This is a genomic window from Kribbella ginsengisoli, from assembly GCF_039537185.1.
Classification (GTDB): domain Bacteria; phylum Actinomycetota; class Actinomycetes; order Propionibacteriales; family Kribbellaceae; genus Kribbella; species Kribbella koreensis.
Window position 1 is genome coordinate 1 of the sequence record NZ_BAABAA010000021.1, and the last position, 16,300, is coordinate 16,300.

At 64.0% G+C, this 16,300-nt stretch carries 7 protein-coding genes and 2 pseudogenes; 5 read left to right on the plus strand and 4 right to left on the minus strand.

The window, feature by feature from the left end; translation table 11 throughout:
* A partial coding sequence (locus ABD768_RS40690) for a hypothetical protein (protein ID WP_344850001.1) occupies positions 1-257 on the minus strand: 257 nt, incomplete at its 3' end.
* A gap of 781 nt (positions 258-1,038) precedes the next feature.
* Here ABD768_RS40690 and ABD768_RS40695 point away from each other — a divergent pair.
* The 4 genes from ABD768_RS40695 to ABD768_RS40710 all read left to right on the plus strand — a co-directional run bounded on the left by ABD768_RS40695 (position 1,039) and on the right by ABD768_RS40710 (position 11,628).
* Positions 1,039-1,419, plus strand: a complete 381-nt coding sequence (locus tag ABD768_RS40695; protein ID WP_344850003.1) for a hypothetical protein — start codon at positions 1,039-1,041, stop codon at positions 1,417-1,419.
* Positions 1,420-1,725: 306 nt separating this feature from the next.
* Complete coding sequence (locus ABD768_RS40700; protein WP_344850005.1) at positions 1,726-10,326, plus strand: DNRLRE domain-containing protein; 8,601 nt, start codon at positions 1,726-1,728, stop codon at positions 10,324-10,326.
* Between the two features lie 29 nt (positions 10,327-10,355).
* Complete coding sequence (locus tag ABD768_RS40705; protein WP_343971017.1) at positions 10,356-11,033, plus strand: DUF4241 domain-containing protein; 678 nt, start codon at positions 10,356-10,358, stop codon at positions 11,031-11,033.
* Positions 11,034-11,316: 283 nt separating this feature from the next.
* Entirely contained in the window at positions 11,317-11,628 is a 312-nt protein-coding gene (locus tag ABD768_RS40710; RefSeq protein ID WP_343971020.1) for a beta-ketoacyl synthase N-terminal-like domain-containing protein, read from the plus strand.
* Between the two features lie 611 nt (positions 11,629-12,239).
* Here the strand turns inward: ABD768_RS40710 and ABD768_RS43215 are convergent.
* The 3 genes and pseudogenes from ABD768_RS43215 to ABD768_RS43225 form a co-directional block, all read right to left on the minus strand.
* Positions 12,240-12,434, minus strand: coding sequence for a tyrosine-type recombinase/integrase (locus ABD768_RS43215; protein ID WP_425552103.1), 195 nt, complete (start codon positions 12,432-12,434; stop codon positions 12,240-12,242).
* Between the two features lie 72 nt (positions 12,435-12,506).
* Positions 12,507-12,638: pseudogene (locus ABD768_RS43220) on the minus strand (helix-turn-helix domain-containing protein); the annotation flags it as partial.
* Positions 12,639-13,194: 556 nt separating this feature from the next.
* A pseudogene (locus tag ABD768_RS43225) lies at positions 13,195-13,437 on the minus strand (phage integrase central domain-containing protein); the annotation flags it as partial.
* A 1,361-nt stretch (positions 13,438-14,798) separates the two neighbouring features.
* On the opposite strand from ABD768_RS43225, the gene ABD768_RS40725 reads away from it, so the two are divergent.
* A complete protein-coding gene (locus ABD768_RS40725; protein ID WP_344850010.1) occupies positions 14,799-16,169 on the plus strand; it encodes a hypothetical protein in 1,371 nt (456 codons plus the stop codon).
* Positions 16,170-16,300 lie beyond the last annotated feature (131 nt).

Genomic DNA, 16,300 nt, shown 5'->3' on the forward strand with positions numbered 1-16,300 from the left:
TCGCGGTGCGCGGTGGCGGTCGAGCCGCCGAGGTCGTCGTCCCAGTTGGCCGACCACTCGATCTTCAGGTTCTTGCCACTGATCAGCGACTTGGGCCGGGCGACCGGGGTGTGCTCCTGGGCCAGGGCGCGGAGGTGCTGCTGGCGCCGGTCAACGGGATGTAGCGCCGGCTCGCGTCCTGCCGACGTGCCTTCGTCGACGGTAGGTTCAGGTGCACGGTTGGTGATGCTGGCGCGAACCGCGGCCCCGACGGCCACACTGATCGACCACACCGCCCCGTCGACGGACTTGCTCGGAGCTCAAATGGTGTGGCGCGGCACTGACCACTGCGACAACTCGCGTCGCGGCCCGGCACTGCGTCCAGGGTCAGCGCCCGGCCTCGTTCGATGTCGTGCTCAGTGCCGACAAACTCGTGCGATACCGCGCCCATCGTCGGGGAACGGACTCACATCAGGTCGATCAGAATGCTGACCGATGCCACTCTGGACTTTGCTGGGCTCCGGTCGCCGTGGGTGCTGTCGAGCGAGTCATTGCTGAGAACTCGGAGCTGCTAGAGCTATGGGCAGGGGCCGACGATCTGGCATGGGCGGCTGCAGTTCAGGATCTGCTCAGCCGCCTGCGATGGCAGTTCGCGAAGGCGCACCGCCGCGTCGGCAAGGCGGCGGTTGCGGCGTGCAGTTTGACCGCAAAGGCGGCGCCGTAGCGAGCAAGGTCAGGGTCGTGCATAACCAAGCGCCCAGCCAGCGGCATCCGGCTCGGTGCGATGCATCCGCTGTGCGGCCTTGATCCGATCGCGGAACTCGGCTTCGAAGTAGATCTGGCAGTGCCCCGGGGCGCCGTCTAGCCTGATCGTCGGTCCACCTGCCATCAGGTCACACTCCTTGACATCACGGTGTCTCCTGGCCTGCGGGCGTAGGTCGGACTGCGGGATCCAGGCGAGGTGGCCATCACGGTCGCGGACTGCCCAAGCCATTGCCCACCGTCGCGAATCCAGGCATCCAATTCGCCCGGTTCCCAAGCGACAAGGTGCTCCACGGGTTGCGCCGGGTCGACGGAGCGGATCTCATCGGCCGGCCGTGGCCCGTGGGCGTTGAACTGCAGGTCGAGATCGGTCTTCATCTGCTCGGCTGCGGCCTTGTCGAGGTACTGGCGCAGAGCACTTATTCCTGGCTGTTGTATTCCTCTTCTGGCGCGGCAGGTCTGCAGAGATGGCTGGTGATCGCGGGGGCGGGTGGTTGGGTGTTGGCGCGGGATAGCCAACCCGCCGGCCAGCCAGCCGTGGCCGGAAACGGGGCGGTTGGTCGCGATGGCGACCGTGCGGTTAACGCAGATCCTGCCGGCGCTGTCCCTATCTGGACAGGCCCCGCGACATTGCCGCTGACAAGCATCCTCAAGGGCTTGCCTGTCAGCGGTTCGTGACCAGCAGTGGTCTCGCGCCGCCGCCTGCTGGGGCTCGGCGATGCTGTTGAAGCCCGTTCGGGGTCAATGGCCGGTCCTTCGACCCGACGCTCTGCACCGAATCGAACCCATCGCGCGTGATCGGGAAAGCCTGCGGGACGTTACAGATTTGCAGGTTGTGACATAACCGCGGAGTAGCACTTGTGCGGCCCCGGCCGTCTCAGGGAACCTTCTCCGGCCCAGCCAGAGCTGGGCGAACCGCCTGGCATCCGGGGTTCGGTGACTCACCGTGAGCCACCCCGGGCAGACGAAGGAGATCCGCCGCCCATGTCCCGAGTCCGCCGTGTGCTCGTCCCTGTGTCAGTAACCGTCGCCTTGCTCGTGTCCGGTCTGCAGACGCAGGCCTTCGCCGACTCGGCCAAGTCGTCGGCGCCTCCGGCCGCCGCCGACCTCAAGGGCTGGCGCAGCCAGTCAGGCCAGCCGGATCCGGAGCTGAACAACGTGCTGCCGGCCGGAGTCGCCGGTAACGAGAAGATTCCGGCGCCGATCAAGCGGGACGGTCGGCGAGTGAAGGAGCTCGCTGCCCGACGTACGCCCACCAGCAAGGTGTTTCAGCTGGCGGACGGCCGGACCGAGGCGGAGCTGTCCAGTGAGCCGGTCAACTTCCAGGCCGCGGACGGCACGCTGGAGCCGATCGACACCACGGTGAAGGCCAGTCGGGTCGCAGGGTTCAGCCTGGCCAACGAGACCAACAGCTTTCGCAGTTTCTTCGGTACGAAGGCAGATGGGCTCGTCCGGTTCGATCTGGGTGGCCGTGGGCTGACGCTGGGCGCGCAGACCACGAAGGCGCTGAAGCCGACCGCCGCTGGGGACACGGTCACCTACCCGGACGTGTTCGGAGACGCGGATCTGGTCTACCAGGTCGGGCCGGACCAGCTGAAGGAGAGCATCGTCCTGGAGTCGGCTTCGGCCGATCCGACGTACCACTTCAGCCTGAAGCTTGCCGGGGTGAAGGCTGTGCCGCAGGCGGACGGCTCGATCTCGTTCCTGCCGCAGAGTGGGGTCGGCCGGCCGGTGTTCACGATGCCGCGGCCGTTCATGACCGATGCCCGCGACGACGCGACCTCGCCGTACGGGAAGGCCTTCAGCGACAGCGTCACGCAGACCGTCACCCAGCGCGGCGCCGACATCGACATCACCGTCCGCGCGGACGCCGCTTGGCTGGCTGCGCCGGAGCGGCAGTTCCCGGTCGTGATCGACCCGACGATCGCCATCGAGCCCGCGCCGGACCAGGCGCAGGACGCGATGGTCGACTCCGGCGCGCCGACCACCAACTACGGCGGCATCACCGGCCTGTACGCCGGAACGACCGCCTCGGCCAAGCGCCGCAGCCTGCTGAAGTTCGACATCTCCAGCATCCCGGCGGGCACCGCGGTCGACTCCGCCCAGCTGAAGCTCTACTTCGACCAGTCCTTCGAGACCAACGCGAACGCTGTCCAGCTGGAGGCCCGGCAGGTCGCGTCGGCCTGGACCGAGTCGACGGTGAACTGGAACTCGACCGCGAACACCACCTTGGGCAGCCTCGCCTACAACATGTCGTATGTCGACGACAGCTACACGTCGAAGACCTCGATGGTGGGCGCCTGGGTGCAGCAGGCGTTTCCTGCGGCCGACGGCGGCGGGTACAAGTACCAGAACGACGCTGCCACGGGGTCGTCCTTCAGCTGGTATCCCGACATCACCGAGACCGGGAACTACGAGGTCTCAGCGGGCTATATCGCAGGCAGCAACCGCGCGACCAATACGCCGTACTCGGTGGTCCATGGCGGCGGCACGACCGCGTACCTGCTCGACCAGACAGTGGGCACCGACAACGTCGTGAAGCCGCTGGCCACCTTGCCGTTCACCGCGGGTGGCAGCTATCGGGCCTCGGTGGGCGACGTCGCGAACAAGGTGACGACCGCGGACACGATGCGGTTCATCAAGCGGGCGTACGACACCAAGGACGCCGGCGAGACCAGCGTCTGGCACACCTTCAGCGTGCGCTCGATGCTGCAGAGCTGGCTGGGCGGCGCCCCGAACAACGGCATGATCGTCAAGGCGACCGACGAGACGCTCGGCCGGGGCGGACCCGTCTACCAGGCCAGCGAGTACGCCTACAACGGCTCGGACGTGCACCGGCACGCCAACCGGCCGAAGCTGATCGTCACCTACGGACGGCCGGGTGTCACTGTCAGTACGCCGACCACGATCGCCGCCACCGGCGCGACGCTGAACTGGAGCGCGTACGCCGATCCGAGCACCAGCACCGCCGACGACATCGTCGAGTACCAGGTGCACCGCAGCATCTTCCAGAACTTCACGCCGACCCCGGACACCCTGGTCTCGCCGGTGGCGACCGGAACGACGACGTTCACCGACACCAGTGCGGAGCCCACACCGGCCGACGACACCTCGGACGAGGGCGACGGCTACTACTACATGGTCGCGGTCAAGACGAAGGACGGCGGCCTGACCCCGTCGGCGACCCAGCTCGCCCGGCTGCCGAAGGCCGGTCAGGTGGTGAAGTACTTCCAGAACTCGGCCGACTCCACGCTGTCGAGCGTCCAGTTCGCCACGAACCTCGACAAGGTCGAGGGCAATGCCTGGCTCGAGGTCGGCAACAACTCCACCTACGGCAAGACCCGAGCGGTGGTGAACTTCGGCAACGTCGCTTCGTCCATCCCGGCCGGGTCGACGATCCTCGACGCCAAGCTGGGGTTGTGGAAGGCGCACTACGAGGGCACCGGGGCCCAGCTGAACGGGCATGCGCTGACGCGGACCTTCACCGAGGCCTCGACGACGTGGCAGAAGGCGGACTCCGCCACCAGTTGGACCACGGCGGGCGGTGACTTCGGTGCATCGCTGGACTTCGTGCCGGCCGCAAACATGGGTCCGGATCCGACCTGGCACTGGTGGCAGGCCAAGACCGCCGTACAAGGTTGGGTGAACACGCCCGGCACCGAGCGCGGCTTCGTGGTGAAGCAGGCAACTGAGACCACGACCGGGCATGCGTTGTTCCTCAGCGCGGAGGCTGCTGAGCCGTTGCTGCGGCCGCTGCTGAAGGTCACCTACCTGACGAAGACCCCGGAGTCGGCGTACCACGCGCCGCAGACTCCGCAGCGGCAGACGCCGGGCGCGCAGTACCCGGTCGATGTGACGATCACCAACACGCAGGCCTTCGCGCTGAAGACCTCGGACTACGCGCTGTCGTATCACTGGACGCTGCCGGACGGCACCGAGGTCACCTCGTCGGCGAACCGCCTCGACACGGCGCTGCCGGCCGACCTCGCACCGGGTGCGGCGGTCAAGGTGAGCGCCCAGGTGAAGAGCCCGGTCGCCGGTGATCCGAGCAACCGCCGTGAGGACTTCGTCCTCCAATGGGACCTGCGGAACAAGACGACGGGCGCCTGGCTCTCCAAGACCACCGGGGGAGTCGGCACGCTCGACCAGAACGCGGCGGTCGAGGACCCGACCTCGGACCAGCTCGGGCTGGAGAAGTTCTACCAGTACGCCGGTAAGAACACCGGCGCCGGCTCGTCGGCGATGGTCAACCTCGCGACCGGAAACGTTGCCTTCGGCTACAACGCACTGACGAACCCGAGCCGGGGCGCGTCCACCTTCGTCCGGATGACCTACAACAGCCTGGACACCTCGGCCTCGTCGATGGGCTACGGCTGGTCGTTGTCGACCTCGACGCTGAACCGCCTCGGCTCCGCGCTGGACTTCCACCCGCGCGGCCAGAAGTGGCCGACCGACATCACACTGACCGACGGCGACGGAACCAGCCATACGTTCGCGCTGAACAAGCACGGCACCACGGACGAGACGAAGTGGGACTACGACCACCCGAAGGGCGTACATCTCTACCTGCAGAAGCTCGCCGATCCGCCGGACAAGAAGACCTCGGTGAACCGTGCCTGGGTGCTGACCCGGCCGGACCGGACCCAGTTCTTCTTCGACGACCAGGGGTTCCAGTCGGTCCTGCGGGACAAGAACGGCAACGAGATGCTCTTCACCTACGAGGAGCGCAAGAGCGCCAACAAGCCGGTCAAGTTCCTGGACTACATCACCGACGCGGCCGGCCGGCGGACGCTCACCCTGGACTACTTCGAGAAGGGCCAGGCGTACAGCTACATCAACGACGCCGGCGTCAAGACGGCCGGGACGAACCTGACCAACCCGAAGATCATCGACCAGGTCGAGTCCGTCACCGACATCTCGGGCCGGAAGGTGACGTTCACCTACTCGGACAAGGGCCTGATGGCCGAGCTGGTGGACGGCGCGGGCGCCGCGGCGGCGAAGACGTTCAAGTTCGTCTACGACGCGACCAACACGAACAAGAACACCAAGCTGGTCCGGATCACCGACCCGCGGGGCAAGTCGACGAACCTGTCGTACTTCGCGGCGACCACCGATCCCAAGGACAAGTGGAAGCTCGAGAAGCTGACCGACCGGCTGGGCAAGACGACCACGTTCGGCTACGTCCCGGGGACGGGATCGGTGGAGACCACTGTCACCGACGCGACGCCGCGGACCACGAAGTACGTGACGGACGGCTTCGGCCGGCCGGTCCAGACGACCAACGCCAAGAACGAGACGACCAAACTGAGCTGGGACGACGACCACAACGTCACCCAGCTGGAAGAGCCCAACGGGGCACGCAGTACCTGGACGTACGACCCGAAGACCGGCTTCCCGTTGACGGTCAAGGACGCCGAGGCCAACGCGAACGGCACGCCGGGCACGGTGCTCAGCTACAACGTCGGCGGCAACGGCTTCTACGGTGAGCTGATCCGGAAGGTCAGCCCGGAGGGACGCACCTGGACGTTCGGGTACGACCCGCTCGGCAACCTCACCTCGGTGACCGACCCGAAGGGCAACGCCACTGCGACGGCCGGCGACTACACCACGAAGTACACCTATGACCTGCTCGGTCAGCTCAAGACGTCGATCGATGCGAACAACAACACCACGACGTACTCGCTGTATCACGACACGGGCTACCCGACCCGGATCACCGACGCGCTGTCGAAGTCGAGCGATGTCAGCTATGACGTGCGCGGGAACGTACTGACCACCACGGATGCCAAGCTCAAGACGAGCACGTACACGTACGACCTGTTCGGGCGGCCGCTGACCAGCAAGGTCCCCAAGGATCAGGCGGCCAACCTCTACATCACCACCCCGGCGCCGGTGTACGACGCGAACGACAACGTCACTCAGGCGACGGCGCCGAACGGGGCGGTCAGCACCAACGCGTACGACGACGCCGACCAGCTGGTCTCGTCGAAGGCGCCCAAGGACTTGGCGACCGATCCCGACCGGGAGACGAAGTACGAGTACGACGTGGTCGGCAACCTGCTCCGGCAGACCGAGCCCAAGGGTGCGCTCACCCCGGACCCGGCCGACTTCGTCACGTCGTACGAGTACGACCCGGTGTACCAGCTGCTGTCGGTCACGAACGCGCAGAACGACAAGATCAGCTACGAGTACGACAACGTGGGCAACGTCGTGACGGTCGTCGACCCGCGCAAGTCCAAGTCGACCGACCCGGCGGACTACACCTCGAAGTCGACGTACGACAAGGCGCACCGCCCGAAGACGGCAACCGATGCGGCGGGCAAGACGACCTCGCAAGAGTACGACCGGGACGGCAACGTCATCAGCACGACCGATGCCGACGGCAACAAGACGCTGGTCACGCTGGACGAGCGCGGCAAGACCGTGCAGGTGAAGGTCCCGCACAGCAAGGACGCCGGCGGGGTGGTGACCTACCGGACCACGCAGGTCGAGTACGACCAGGTCGGCAACCAGACCAAGGTGATCAGCCCGCGCGGCGTCGAGACCACCGACGACCCGGACGACTTCGCCCAGGTGACCGTGTACGACGCGCTGAACCGGCCGAAGGAGAAGGTGTCGCCCTACGACAAGGACGACGCGCGCTACAACACGCCGGACAAGACGGTGATGACGTACGACGAGGTCGGCAACGTCACCAAGGTGAGCGCGCCGGCGTCCGAGGGGCAGACGGTCCGCAACGACACGTCGTACGACTACTTCGACAACGGCTGGGTGAAGTCGTCGACGGATCCGTGGGACATCGTCGCGGCATACGGCTACAACGAGCTCGGTCAGCAGACGGCGCGGACGCTGACCAGCGCGGGTGGTTCGTCGTCCCGCACGATGGCGTGGAACTTCTTCCCCGACGGCAAGCTCAAGTCCCGGAGCGACGACGGCGTACCGGTTGGGCTGGATGTCTCGCTGGTGGACAACTCCGACACGGGTGACGTTGATGTCGCCGGTACGTGGGCGTTGTCGTCGAGCGGTACCGGGTTCCAAGGCACGAACTATCGGACGCACGCCGCGGCGACCGGAAGTACGGACAAGCACACGTGGAAGCTCAATGTGCCGGCCGATGGGAAGTACACCGTCTACGTGCGGTATCCGTCGGTGGCGGGCGCATCCACTGCAGCGCCGTACTCGGTCAGCACCGGCGGCGCGCCGGTGAGCAAGCCGGTCAATCAGACGACGGGGGCCGGCACCTGGGTGAGTCTCGGCCAGTTCACCTTCGCGGAGGCGACGACCGGATCTGTGTCGCTGACGCCGGCTGCGACCGGCACGGTGGTGGCGGACGCGGTGAAGGTAGTTCGCGACAACACCGGCGAGACCGACGCGGAGAAGAAGGACTTCACCTACAGCTACGACACGAACGGCAACCTGCTCCAGATCACCGACACCCAGCCGGGCGCGAAGGTCAGCGACTACCTGGTCAGCTACAACGGCCTGAACCAGGTGGCGAAGGTCGAAGAGAAGAAGGCGGCCGCGCTTCTCAAGACCACGACGTACACCTACAACGAGAACGGCGCCCCGGTCACCCGCGGCTACGACGACGCGGCGGACAAGGACGACCAGTTCTCGTCGTACAGCTACGACGTCCGCGACCTGGTCGAGCAGGTGAAGAACGGCAAGTCCGCTTCGGACCCGGCGCCGAAGATCTCTGGCTACACCTACACGTCCCGCGGCGAGGCCGACGTGGAGACAAAGGCCAACGGCAACACGGTCGACTCCGACTACTACCTCGACGGCCTGGTCGCCTCCCAACTCGAGAAGAAGTCGAACGGCACCCTGGTCTCGCAGCACGCGATGGAGTACTCGCCTAACGGCGACCGGATCAAGGACACCGCGAAGGTCCAGAACGCCGACGACCACGCGGCGTACCTGGACAACGTCTTCGCCTACACCTTCGACCCACTCGACCGGATCGCCAAGGTGGAGAAGAAGGACGCCGCCGGCGCAACAGTCCAGTCCACGGAGTCCTACACCCACGACCCAGCCGGCAATGTCGTCGCCCAGACGGTCAAGAACGTCTCGACCAACTACACCTACGACCGCAACCGCCTGCTGACCACGACGACGGCCGGCGCCACCGCGTCGTACACCTACGACCCCTTCGGTCGGCTCTCCCAGGTCTCGTCCGCCGGCGCCGTGATCGAACGCAACACCTACGACGGCTACGACCACATCGTCAAACACCGCCAACTCCAGGAAGACGGCAGCACCAAAACCACCAACACCACCTTCGACGCGCTGGACCGCACCAGCTCCAAGGTCGAAGGCACCAAAACCACCAACTACTCCTACCTGGGTCTGTCCGGCGAAGTCCTCTCCGAAGAGGTAGCCGGCCAGCTCACCGCGTCGTACCAGTACTCCCCGTGGGGCTCCCGCCTCTCCCAGGTCAAGTTCAAAGCCGACGGCTCCACCGAGGACTCGTACTACGGCTACAACCCGCACAGCGACGTAGAAACCCTCACCACCGACGCCGGCGACACCCGCTCCACCTACGGCTACACCGCCTACGGCAAGAACGACGACGACCGCTTCACCGGCGTAGACAAGCCCGAAGCCCAAAACCCCGGCAAAGACCCTTACAACGTCTACCGCTTCAATGCCAAACGCTGGGACCAGTCGTCGGAGTCCTACGACATGGGCTTCCGCAACTACTCCCCAGGCCTCAACCGCTTCCTCACCCGCGACGCCTACAACGGCGCCCTCGCCGACCTCAACTTGGGCACCGACCCTTGGACCAGCAACCGCTACGCCTTCGCCGGCGGCAACCCCATCTCCGGCGTAGAGGTAGACGGCCACTACGCCATCGACGAGTACGGCAAGCGTGTCTCACAGGAGACGCCGACCCTCGTGCAGCCCAATCCGCCAGACGCGCCCGGAACAAGCATCGATCTGGTACCGGGAGTGTTCGCGTCCCGGCTCGCAGCTCAAGAAGCGGAGGCTGCCGCGGCGCGAGCAGCCGCCGCGGCGCGGCTCGGTACAGGGGCCCGACTTCTCGGCATCTTCCGCGCGATTCTCAGTCTTGGCGGCGACTCGGTACAGAACGAGATGCTAGAGGTGGACCGAGACTCCCAGGAGCGGTCTTGCCGAGACTTGATGACGTCGAACGGAACCTCGATCTACTATTACCCCACTCAAGGATCCTATGGGCCAAATGGTGAGGGGCGAGCTACGGGAGCCGTTGCCTGCTTGAACGGGGCCCTGCCGAAATCCTTCCGTGACGAGACGGCCAGGTACACGCCGCCCGGCTATGATTCGGACACGATGCATCGAGGCCACCTGATTGCTAACCAGTTCGGTGGAGACAACCGAAAGCCAGAGAACATCATCCCGCAATATTCCGGGCGCAACATGAGTGACATGAGAAAGGTGGAGAATAATATCGCCCGTCGCCTCGTGGCCGGACAGACAATTTACTACGGTGTGTTTCCGGTCTACGACCCATATAGTCGCGACCCCGCAGTACCGAAGGGTGTCCAGATATATTGGCGGAGCAGTAACGGTGAGTCCGGCGACCCGTATGTTCCCAACTATCCGTGATCTAACCATGTCGGTAGGGAAGGTATACCGTGACAGGTCATGATTTTCCGTTTCGCGCGGGCGACCGGTACTCTTGGTCAAGCGGATCGCAAAGTGAAACAGAGATCGTTTCTGCGGGTGAGGTGCATTTTCCAACCGGTATGGTCGTCGCTGCCGATCCTGCCTGGTCGATCAATCCGCTGGAGGAATCGGATGCGGTCGCGGCGAATGTACCGCCCGGCAGCTACCCGGTTTCTCTCCTGGTCTCGGTTTGGCGTCAGCCGCCCGCTTCCGGTGTTATTCCGCGGAGCAAGGTATGCGCCTCCAAGGTTCGTATCTCGAATGATCCGGTGACTCAATGGATGCCCGCTTTTCCGTCGGAATCCGATCAAAGCGTGGCGCTCGGCTTCGCAGTGGACAGCGGAACGGCGAGCTTCTTCGACTTTTCCGCGAAGGATTGGCTTACCGCGCGGCAGGATAATGACGACTGGTGGGACGAGATTTCCGACGTACTCCTGCGCGATCTTTATGTTTTGATCGAAGATCAAGCCACCGGGGCTAACGCCATCATCTACGAATGCGGCATGGGCGACGGATCCTATGAAGTCTGGCTCGGGCTGAATGCCGATGGGCAGATCGCGGAGATCTTCGTCGATCTGGAGTTGCTGTCGCACAGTACCGGCACTGTGTCCCGAGATTCTGAGGTTGGACCGCGGGCGCCTGGCTGAGCAGTTATCGAACGATCGACGAAGCAGTGTGCACGGCCTCGGAGATGCTGATTGAGAACTCATTGCGACCGTTGACCTACCGTAGGGCGCGTTCGTGGACGGACGTGAGACGGGTCAGTTGCTGACCGGCCGTTTCGCTATCGTTTCGTGTCCTTGAGGGGCCGGACTTCGTTTCCCAGGACGAGGCTAACCAGTCCGGTGGTACCGCGGAACTTGGCGTACGAGGCTCCTGTGCCGGTGTCTCGAAGCGGCGCGAGCACAGGACCAAGAGAGCAGATGCGCCATGGCCGACAGACGTGTGGTCGTCACGGGAATGGGAGCGATCACGCCGTTGGGACTGACACCGGCTGCGGTGTTCGACAACCTCATGCAGGGACGAACCGGAGTGGCCGCCACCACCCGCTTCGACATGGCGCGATGCCCGGTGAAGCATTCCGGCGAGATCCGTGACTTCGACCCCACCAGACATGGCATCACCGCCCGGGACCTGCGCACTCTCGACCGCTGCCAGCAGTACGTACTCGCCGCTGCCCAGGACGCCCTGGCTGACGCGGGGCTGGACCTTCCGCAACGCGAGATCACGGCCCGCAGATAGGACGACGCGGGTTACGACCGGATCGGCGCGGCGGTAGGAATGGCCTTCTCCAGCACCGAGGTGCTCGCCCGGCAACTCGAAATTCTCGCTGACAGGGGCGCTCGAGGAGTGACTCCGCGATTGTCCAATCAGACGCTCCCCAACGCGGCAGCGTCCCTGCTGTCGGTGCGATTCGGGCTGCGAGGCCCGCTGGTCACGGTCAGCGGCGAACTCATGGCGCGCATCGCTCGGGTGCGTGAAGAACGCAACGAACCACGGGTCGTCGAGGCCATCGAGAGTCTGGCCGCAGCTGCTGCTCAGTCGCGCGCGAGCAGGCTGGAGCCACGAAGATCAGACCTGCGCGGCGCCAACTCCCGGATCCGTCCGCAACACCCGCATCGGAGATGCCGACAGTCCCCGGTACACACGCAACCCTGACACTAGAACTCAACGTCCCGCTGTCGTCAGCAGGGCCTCAGCTGCCAACCAACGGCCGTCGGCTCCACGGCCCGGCTGCGGCTTGCTCTAGGCCGCCCGATTCGCCGGTGACAGATCGGCCTTACCAGTTGATCTGTCCTCGTCGGCACGCGCTAGATCCTCGACTGTTCGAACGCTGAAATGAAAACAGTCCTCTAGAGAAGGTCGGGGTCTTCGAAGGCATGTTGGATGGCGTTGGTGGCTTCGGGGTCGGGGGCTGTGCGGTCGTAGTAATGGTCCTGGGTCATGGAGATTCGGGAGTGGCCCAGTTGGTTGGCGGTGCCGCGGGCTGATTGGCCGGCCTTGTCTAGCGCGGTAGCCACGGTTTTGCGGAAGGCGTGGGAGGTGATCCAGGTGAGGGTGTCGGTGGGGACCGGTGCGGCGGCTTCGTCGACCTGGGATAGGAAGGCTTCGGTTGTCTCTGGGGTGGGAGCGTAGGTCCAGAGAAGGGTGGTGGCCACGGTGCGGTCGACCTTGATGCGGCCGGTTTCTATGAGTTCGATTCTGGTCTTGGGCCAGTTCAGGGCCTTGGCTGCTTCTTCTCGAGTGAGGCCGGCTTCTCGGCGGGAGGGCTCGGAGGGCTTGGCCGAGGTTTCGACGGGTGGTGTTGCCGACGGGGGCTAGGGCGGTGCGTAGGGAGCGGCGGACGTTGTTGGGGTCGCGGTGGCCGCCGGTGGTGTCGGGGAAGACGGGGTCGTCTAGGCGGATGCCAGCGGCGGCTCGGGTGCGGAGGGTGGCGATGAGCCAGTTGGGGAGGCCGACTTGGCGGTTGCTGGTTCTGGATTTGCCGGGTTTGCGGATGAGGCCTTCGCCCTTGATGCGGACGATGGTGTGGGTGATGTCGACGGTGCCGGCCTTGAGGTCGACTTGGGACCAGAGGACGGCGAGGGATTCGCCGATGCGGACGCCGGTGCCGAGCATGAAGGTGACCAGGTCGGGGAGGTCGGCTCGGACGGCTGTCTCGTCGGTTGCCAGGTGTTTGCGGAGGAGGGTGATCTCTTCGGTTTGGATGGCTCGGGCTGGTTTCTTGGCGGGGTGTTCGATGCTTTCGACTTCGCGGACCGGGTTGACGGTGATGGCGCCGTAGCGGACGGCGAGCTGCATCAGGCCGGAGATGATGGCTCGGCAGGTTTTGGCTGTTGGTGGGCCGGCGTTCTTCTTGATCTTGGCGATGACGGTGTCGACGCGGGGTGTGGTTGCTTCGCCGATGCGGAGTTCGCCGAGGGCGGGGCGGACGTGGTTCTTGAGGGCGCGGAGGTAGGTGTCCAGCGAGGTGGGGGAGCGGGTGCCGTCGGCGATCTGTTGCTCGAACTTGGTGATCCAAAGGTCGATGAGGTGGTTGATCTTGTGCATCGCCGTGAGCTCGCCGCCCTGGCCGGTCTTGGCGCGATCCTGGAGCTTCTTGAGCAGGGCGCGCTCGGCGGCTGTCGCGGTTTTGGCGTAGGCCGTCACGTCGCGGACCTGGCCGTCATGGTCGCGGAAGTTGGTCTTCGCGCGGACGCTGACCGGCTTACCCTTCGTGTCCGGTCTTCATGACCTTGGTGGAGATCCGTCCCCAGGTGCCGATGGGCAGTGGTGGTCTCGCCATCTCAAGCCTCCAACCTGTTCGATGGTTGGCTGCTCAACGGCTGGTTGGGAGGAAGATCCGGTGCCGGGGGAATGACGCGCAACGATGTGAGGTGACACACAGTCACGATCAGGTTAAGGCGTGGGGAAAAGCATGGTCGGCCGGAGGAGGGGTCGACGGAGGGTGCGGGTTCGGTCGCTGGTAACTCGATGACGAGCGACGTCCGGCAAAAGGGGTCGTAAGAGGGTCGTGAACAACACAAAGGCCCGAGAACAGATTGCGATGTCTGCTCGGGCCTTGGTGTTGGTGCGCCGCCAGGGACTCGAACCCCGAACCCGCTGATTCCCGTCGAACCAGCAGCGCCGTTCTCGTTGTTACCCGACCCTACCCCTCAACCGTGAAATCGCAGCATCAGCCGGGTCGGGGCCGCTCGACCGTGCTCGTTGCTGCCCGACCAATTGTGTGGGCAAAGGCATGGGCTCCTGGCAAGATTGCGCGTTCGGGTGTCTGTGCCCTCTACGGACGCTGGTGCAGGCGGTGGACGGCCGATGGCCCAACGTGGGCCGATGAGGAAGGGCATCGTGAGATGGAATCAACTAGCGAGCAGCCGGACGAGGAAGTGCTGTCGGAGTGCTCCGATGTGCTGCGATGGCGTCCCTTCAGTAATCCCTATCCGGTGCAGCGGAGGCTCGACATCACCCTGGCTGCAGAGGAGATGCTCGCGTGGCTTAGCGATCACCGCCGTTTCGAGCCGCGTCATCACCGCACGGGATGGGCTTCAGTTCTCAAGGAGCTTGCCCAGGCCGTAGACGATCTAGGCCCGCGCCTCAGAAAAGCTCTTGAGCCCCATCTCCAGCTTGTGCGGACGGAATGTGATCGAGGACCTGTCTTAGTAGCGGACGATCGGACAGTCCTACGCTCGCATCTTGCAGCATTACTCAGCCAAATCGGAGAGCGTGGAAGTCTCTACGCCGCATGGCTTGACGTCTTAGGCCGATTCCAAGACAGCAACGCTACTGTCGAAAGCTGTCTAGCTATTCGATCTTTGTTTTGGAACATCGCGAAATCAGGTGGCCGGAGCCAACAAGGCCTCTCGCAGAGCATATGTGGGGTGCTTGTAGATGACGGGCTCCAGGTTCATCTAGCTATGTTCGAGCTTGGGGACATCCAAGAACCGCGGGTGCGGGAGTATCCATCGCGTGCAAATCTGAGTGCCGGCGAGCGCCTGCATTTGGTAGAGCGACTCATTATGCAGGAACCCACTGCTCATCACCATGTCATTTGGCATGCCTTCACGAAGGCAACGATTGATGGTATGCAAACTCAGTTGGGCGATTTAACCCTCTACCATGGGCCGTGGTTGGTTGACGTCGCCAAAATGGAGACTCCTCCCACCTGGGTTGAGTTGCCAGAGGAACTGAAAGATCGAGAGTCGATTTGGGGCATCACTAGATTCCCAGAAAATAACGACTTCGTGTTAACGCGCACCGATCTCGGCCGTCAAAGTTTGAGCAATGCTCCGAGAGTCGCCGGCGAGATTGTGGATGCGATCGTAGATCTGGCCAAGTATCGGTCGGGGCGGCGCCACAACTGGACGAGGCTCGATGGCCATCTGCACGCCGTCGATGGTCGATTTGCTGGCGGATCAATGAGTTTTCATGAGGCGCGCTCAGAGGTAGATGTGATCCCAAGTATGGATGCAGTAATCGATGAGATGGAAGAAATCTCTAGTCGGGCTGGCGGCGCGTCTCGGTTTCGCGATAGTGATGTCCGCAAATGGTCAGAAACTCTAAATTGGTGGCGCGAGGCGAGCGCGGGACATGACGCAGGCGCTGTTTTAGTAGGCGTGCGTGTTCTTGATTCGATCGCTCCCCATGTTCAGTTGGCCGACTGGGATAGTTATGCCAGGCGGTATCTTCTATGGTCAAATGTGCGGGGCGAATTGCTGCACGCCATTAAACGCTCAATTGAAGATGGTATTTATTCCAACAGGCTAACTCGTGACGGACAGGCTACGGCCGAGGCCAAGCAAGCGATCGAACGAAAGATCGTCAAGCATGGTCGCAAGATGACCTATTTCAATTACGAGGAAGCCGTCTCTCAAATGGAAGCAATTGAGAGACTGAATGAGCCGCATACGGTCGCTGCTCGTGGACTCCGAGCTCTCCGCCGGCGATTATCGGATCCTAGTCAGTCCCAGGCCTGGATATCGTTGCTGCGTGACGACTGGACAACTCGTGCCGCTCGCTTGGCGCGGGTGCGAGACGCGCTGGCTCATGGAGGCCCCGCGACCGAGGAATCCTTGTCCTATGCAGCCAAATTTGTCCGGAATCTTGTTGGAAGTTCTATGTATATTGTGTTCGATGCGGTATTGGCAGGCGATGATATCTTGGCGCGTCATGATTCATTTCGTGAGGATCAGACCAAGTGGAGGGAGAGAATGCGTGCGGGGCTGGGGCTCACCCCTGCATTGTTTCCAGATTTGGAGGGATTCGATTCTGAAGACGGCGACCATTGATTCCTGCATCAATGACGCCATGCTGCACAAACCGGACTCAGAGTCGAGCTGCGGCTGACTGAGCGGTCTCCGATCGAGACCGAGAGCGCGGTAACAGCTCGGGGCAGGAGCTACGGAAGGTGCGCCGGGCC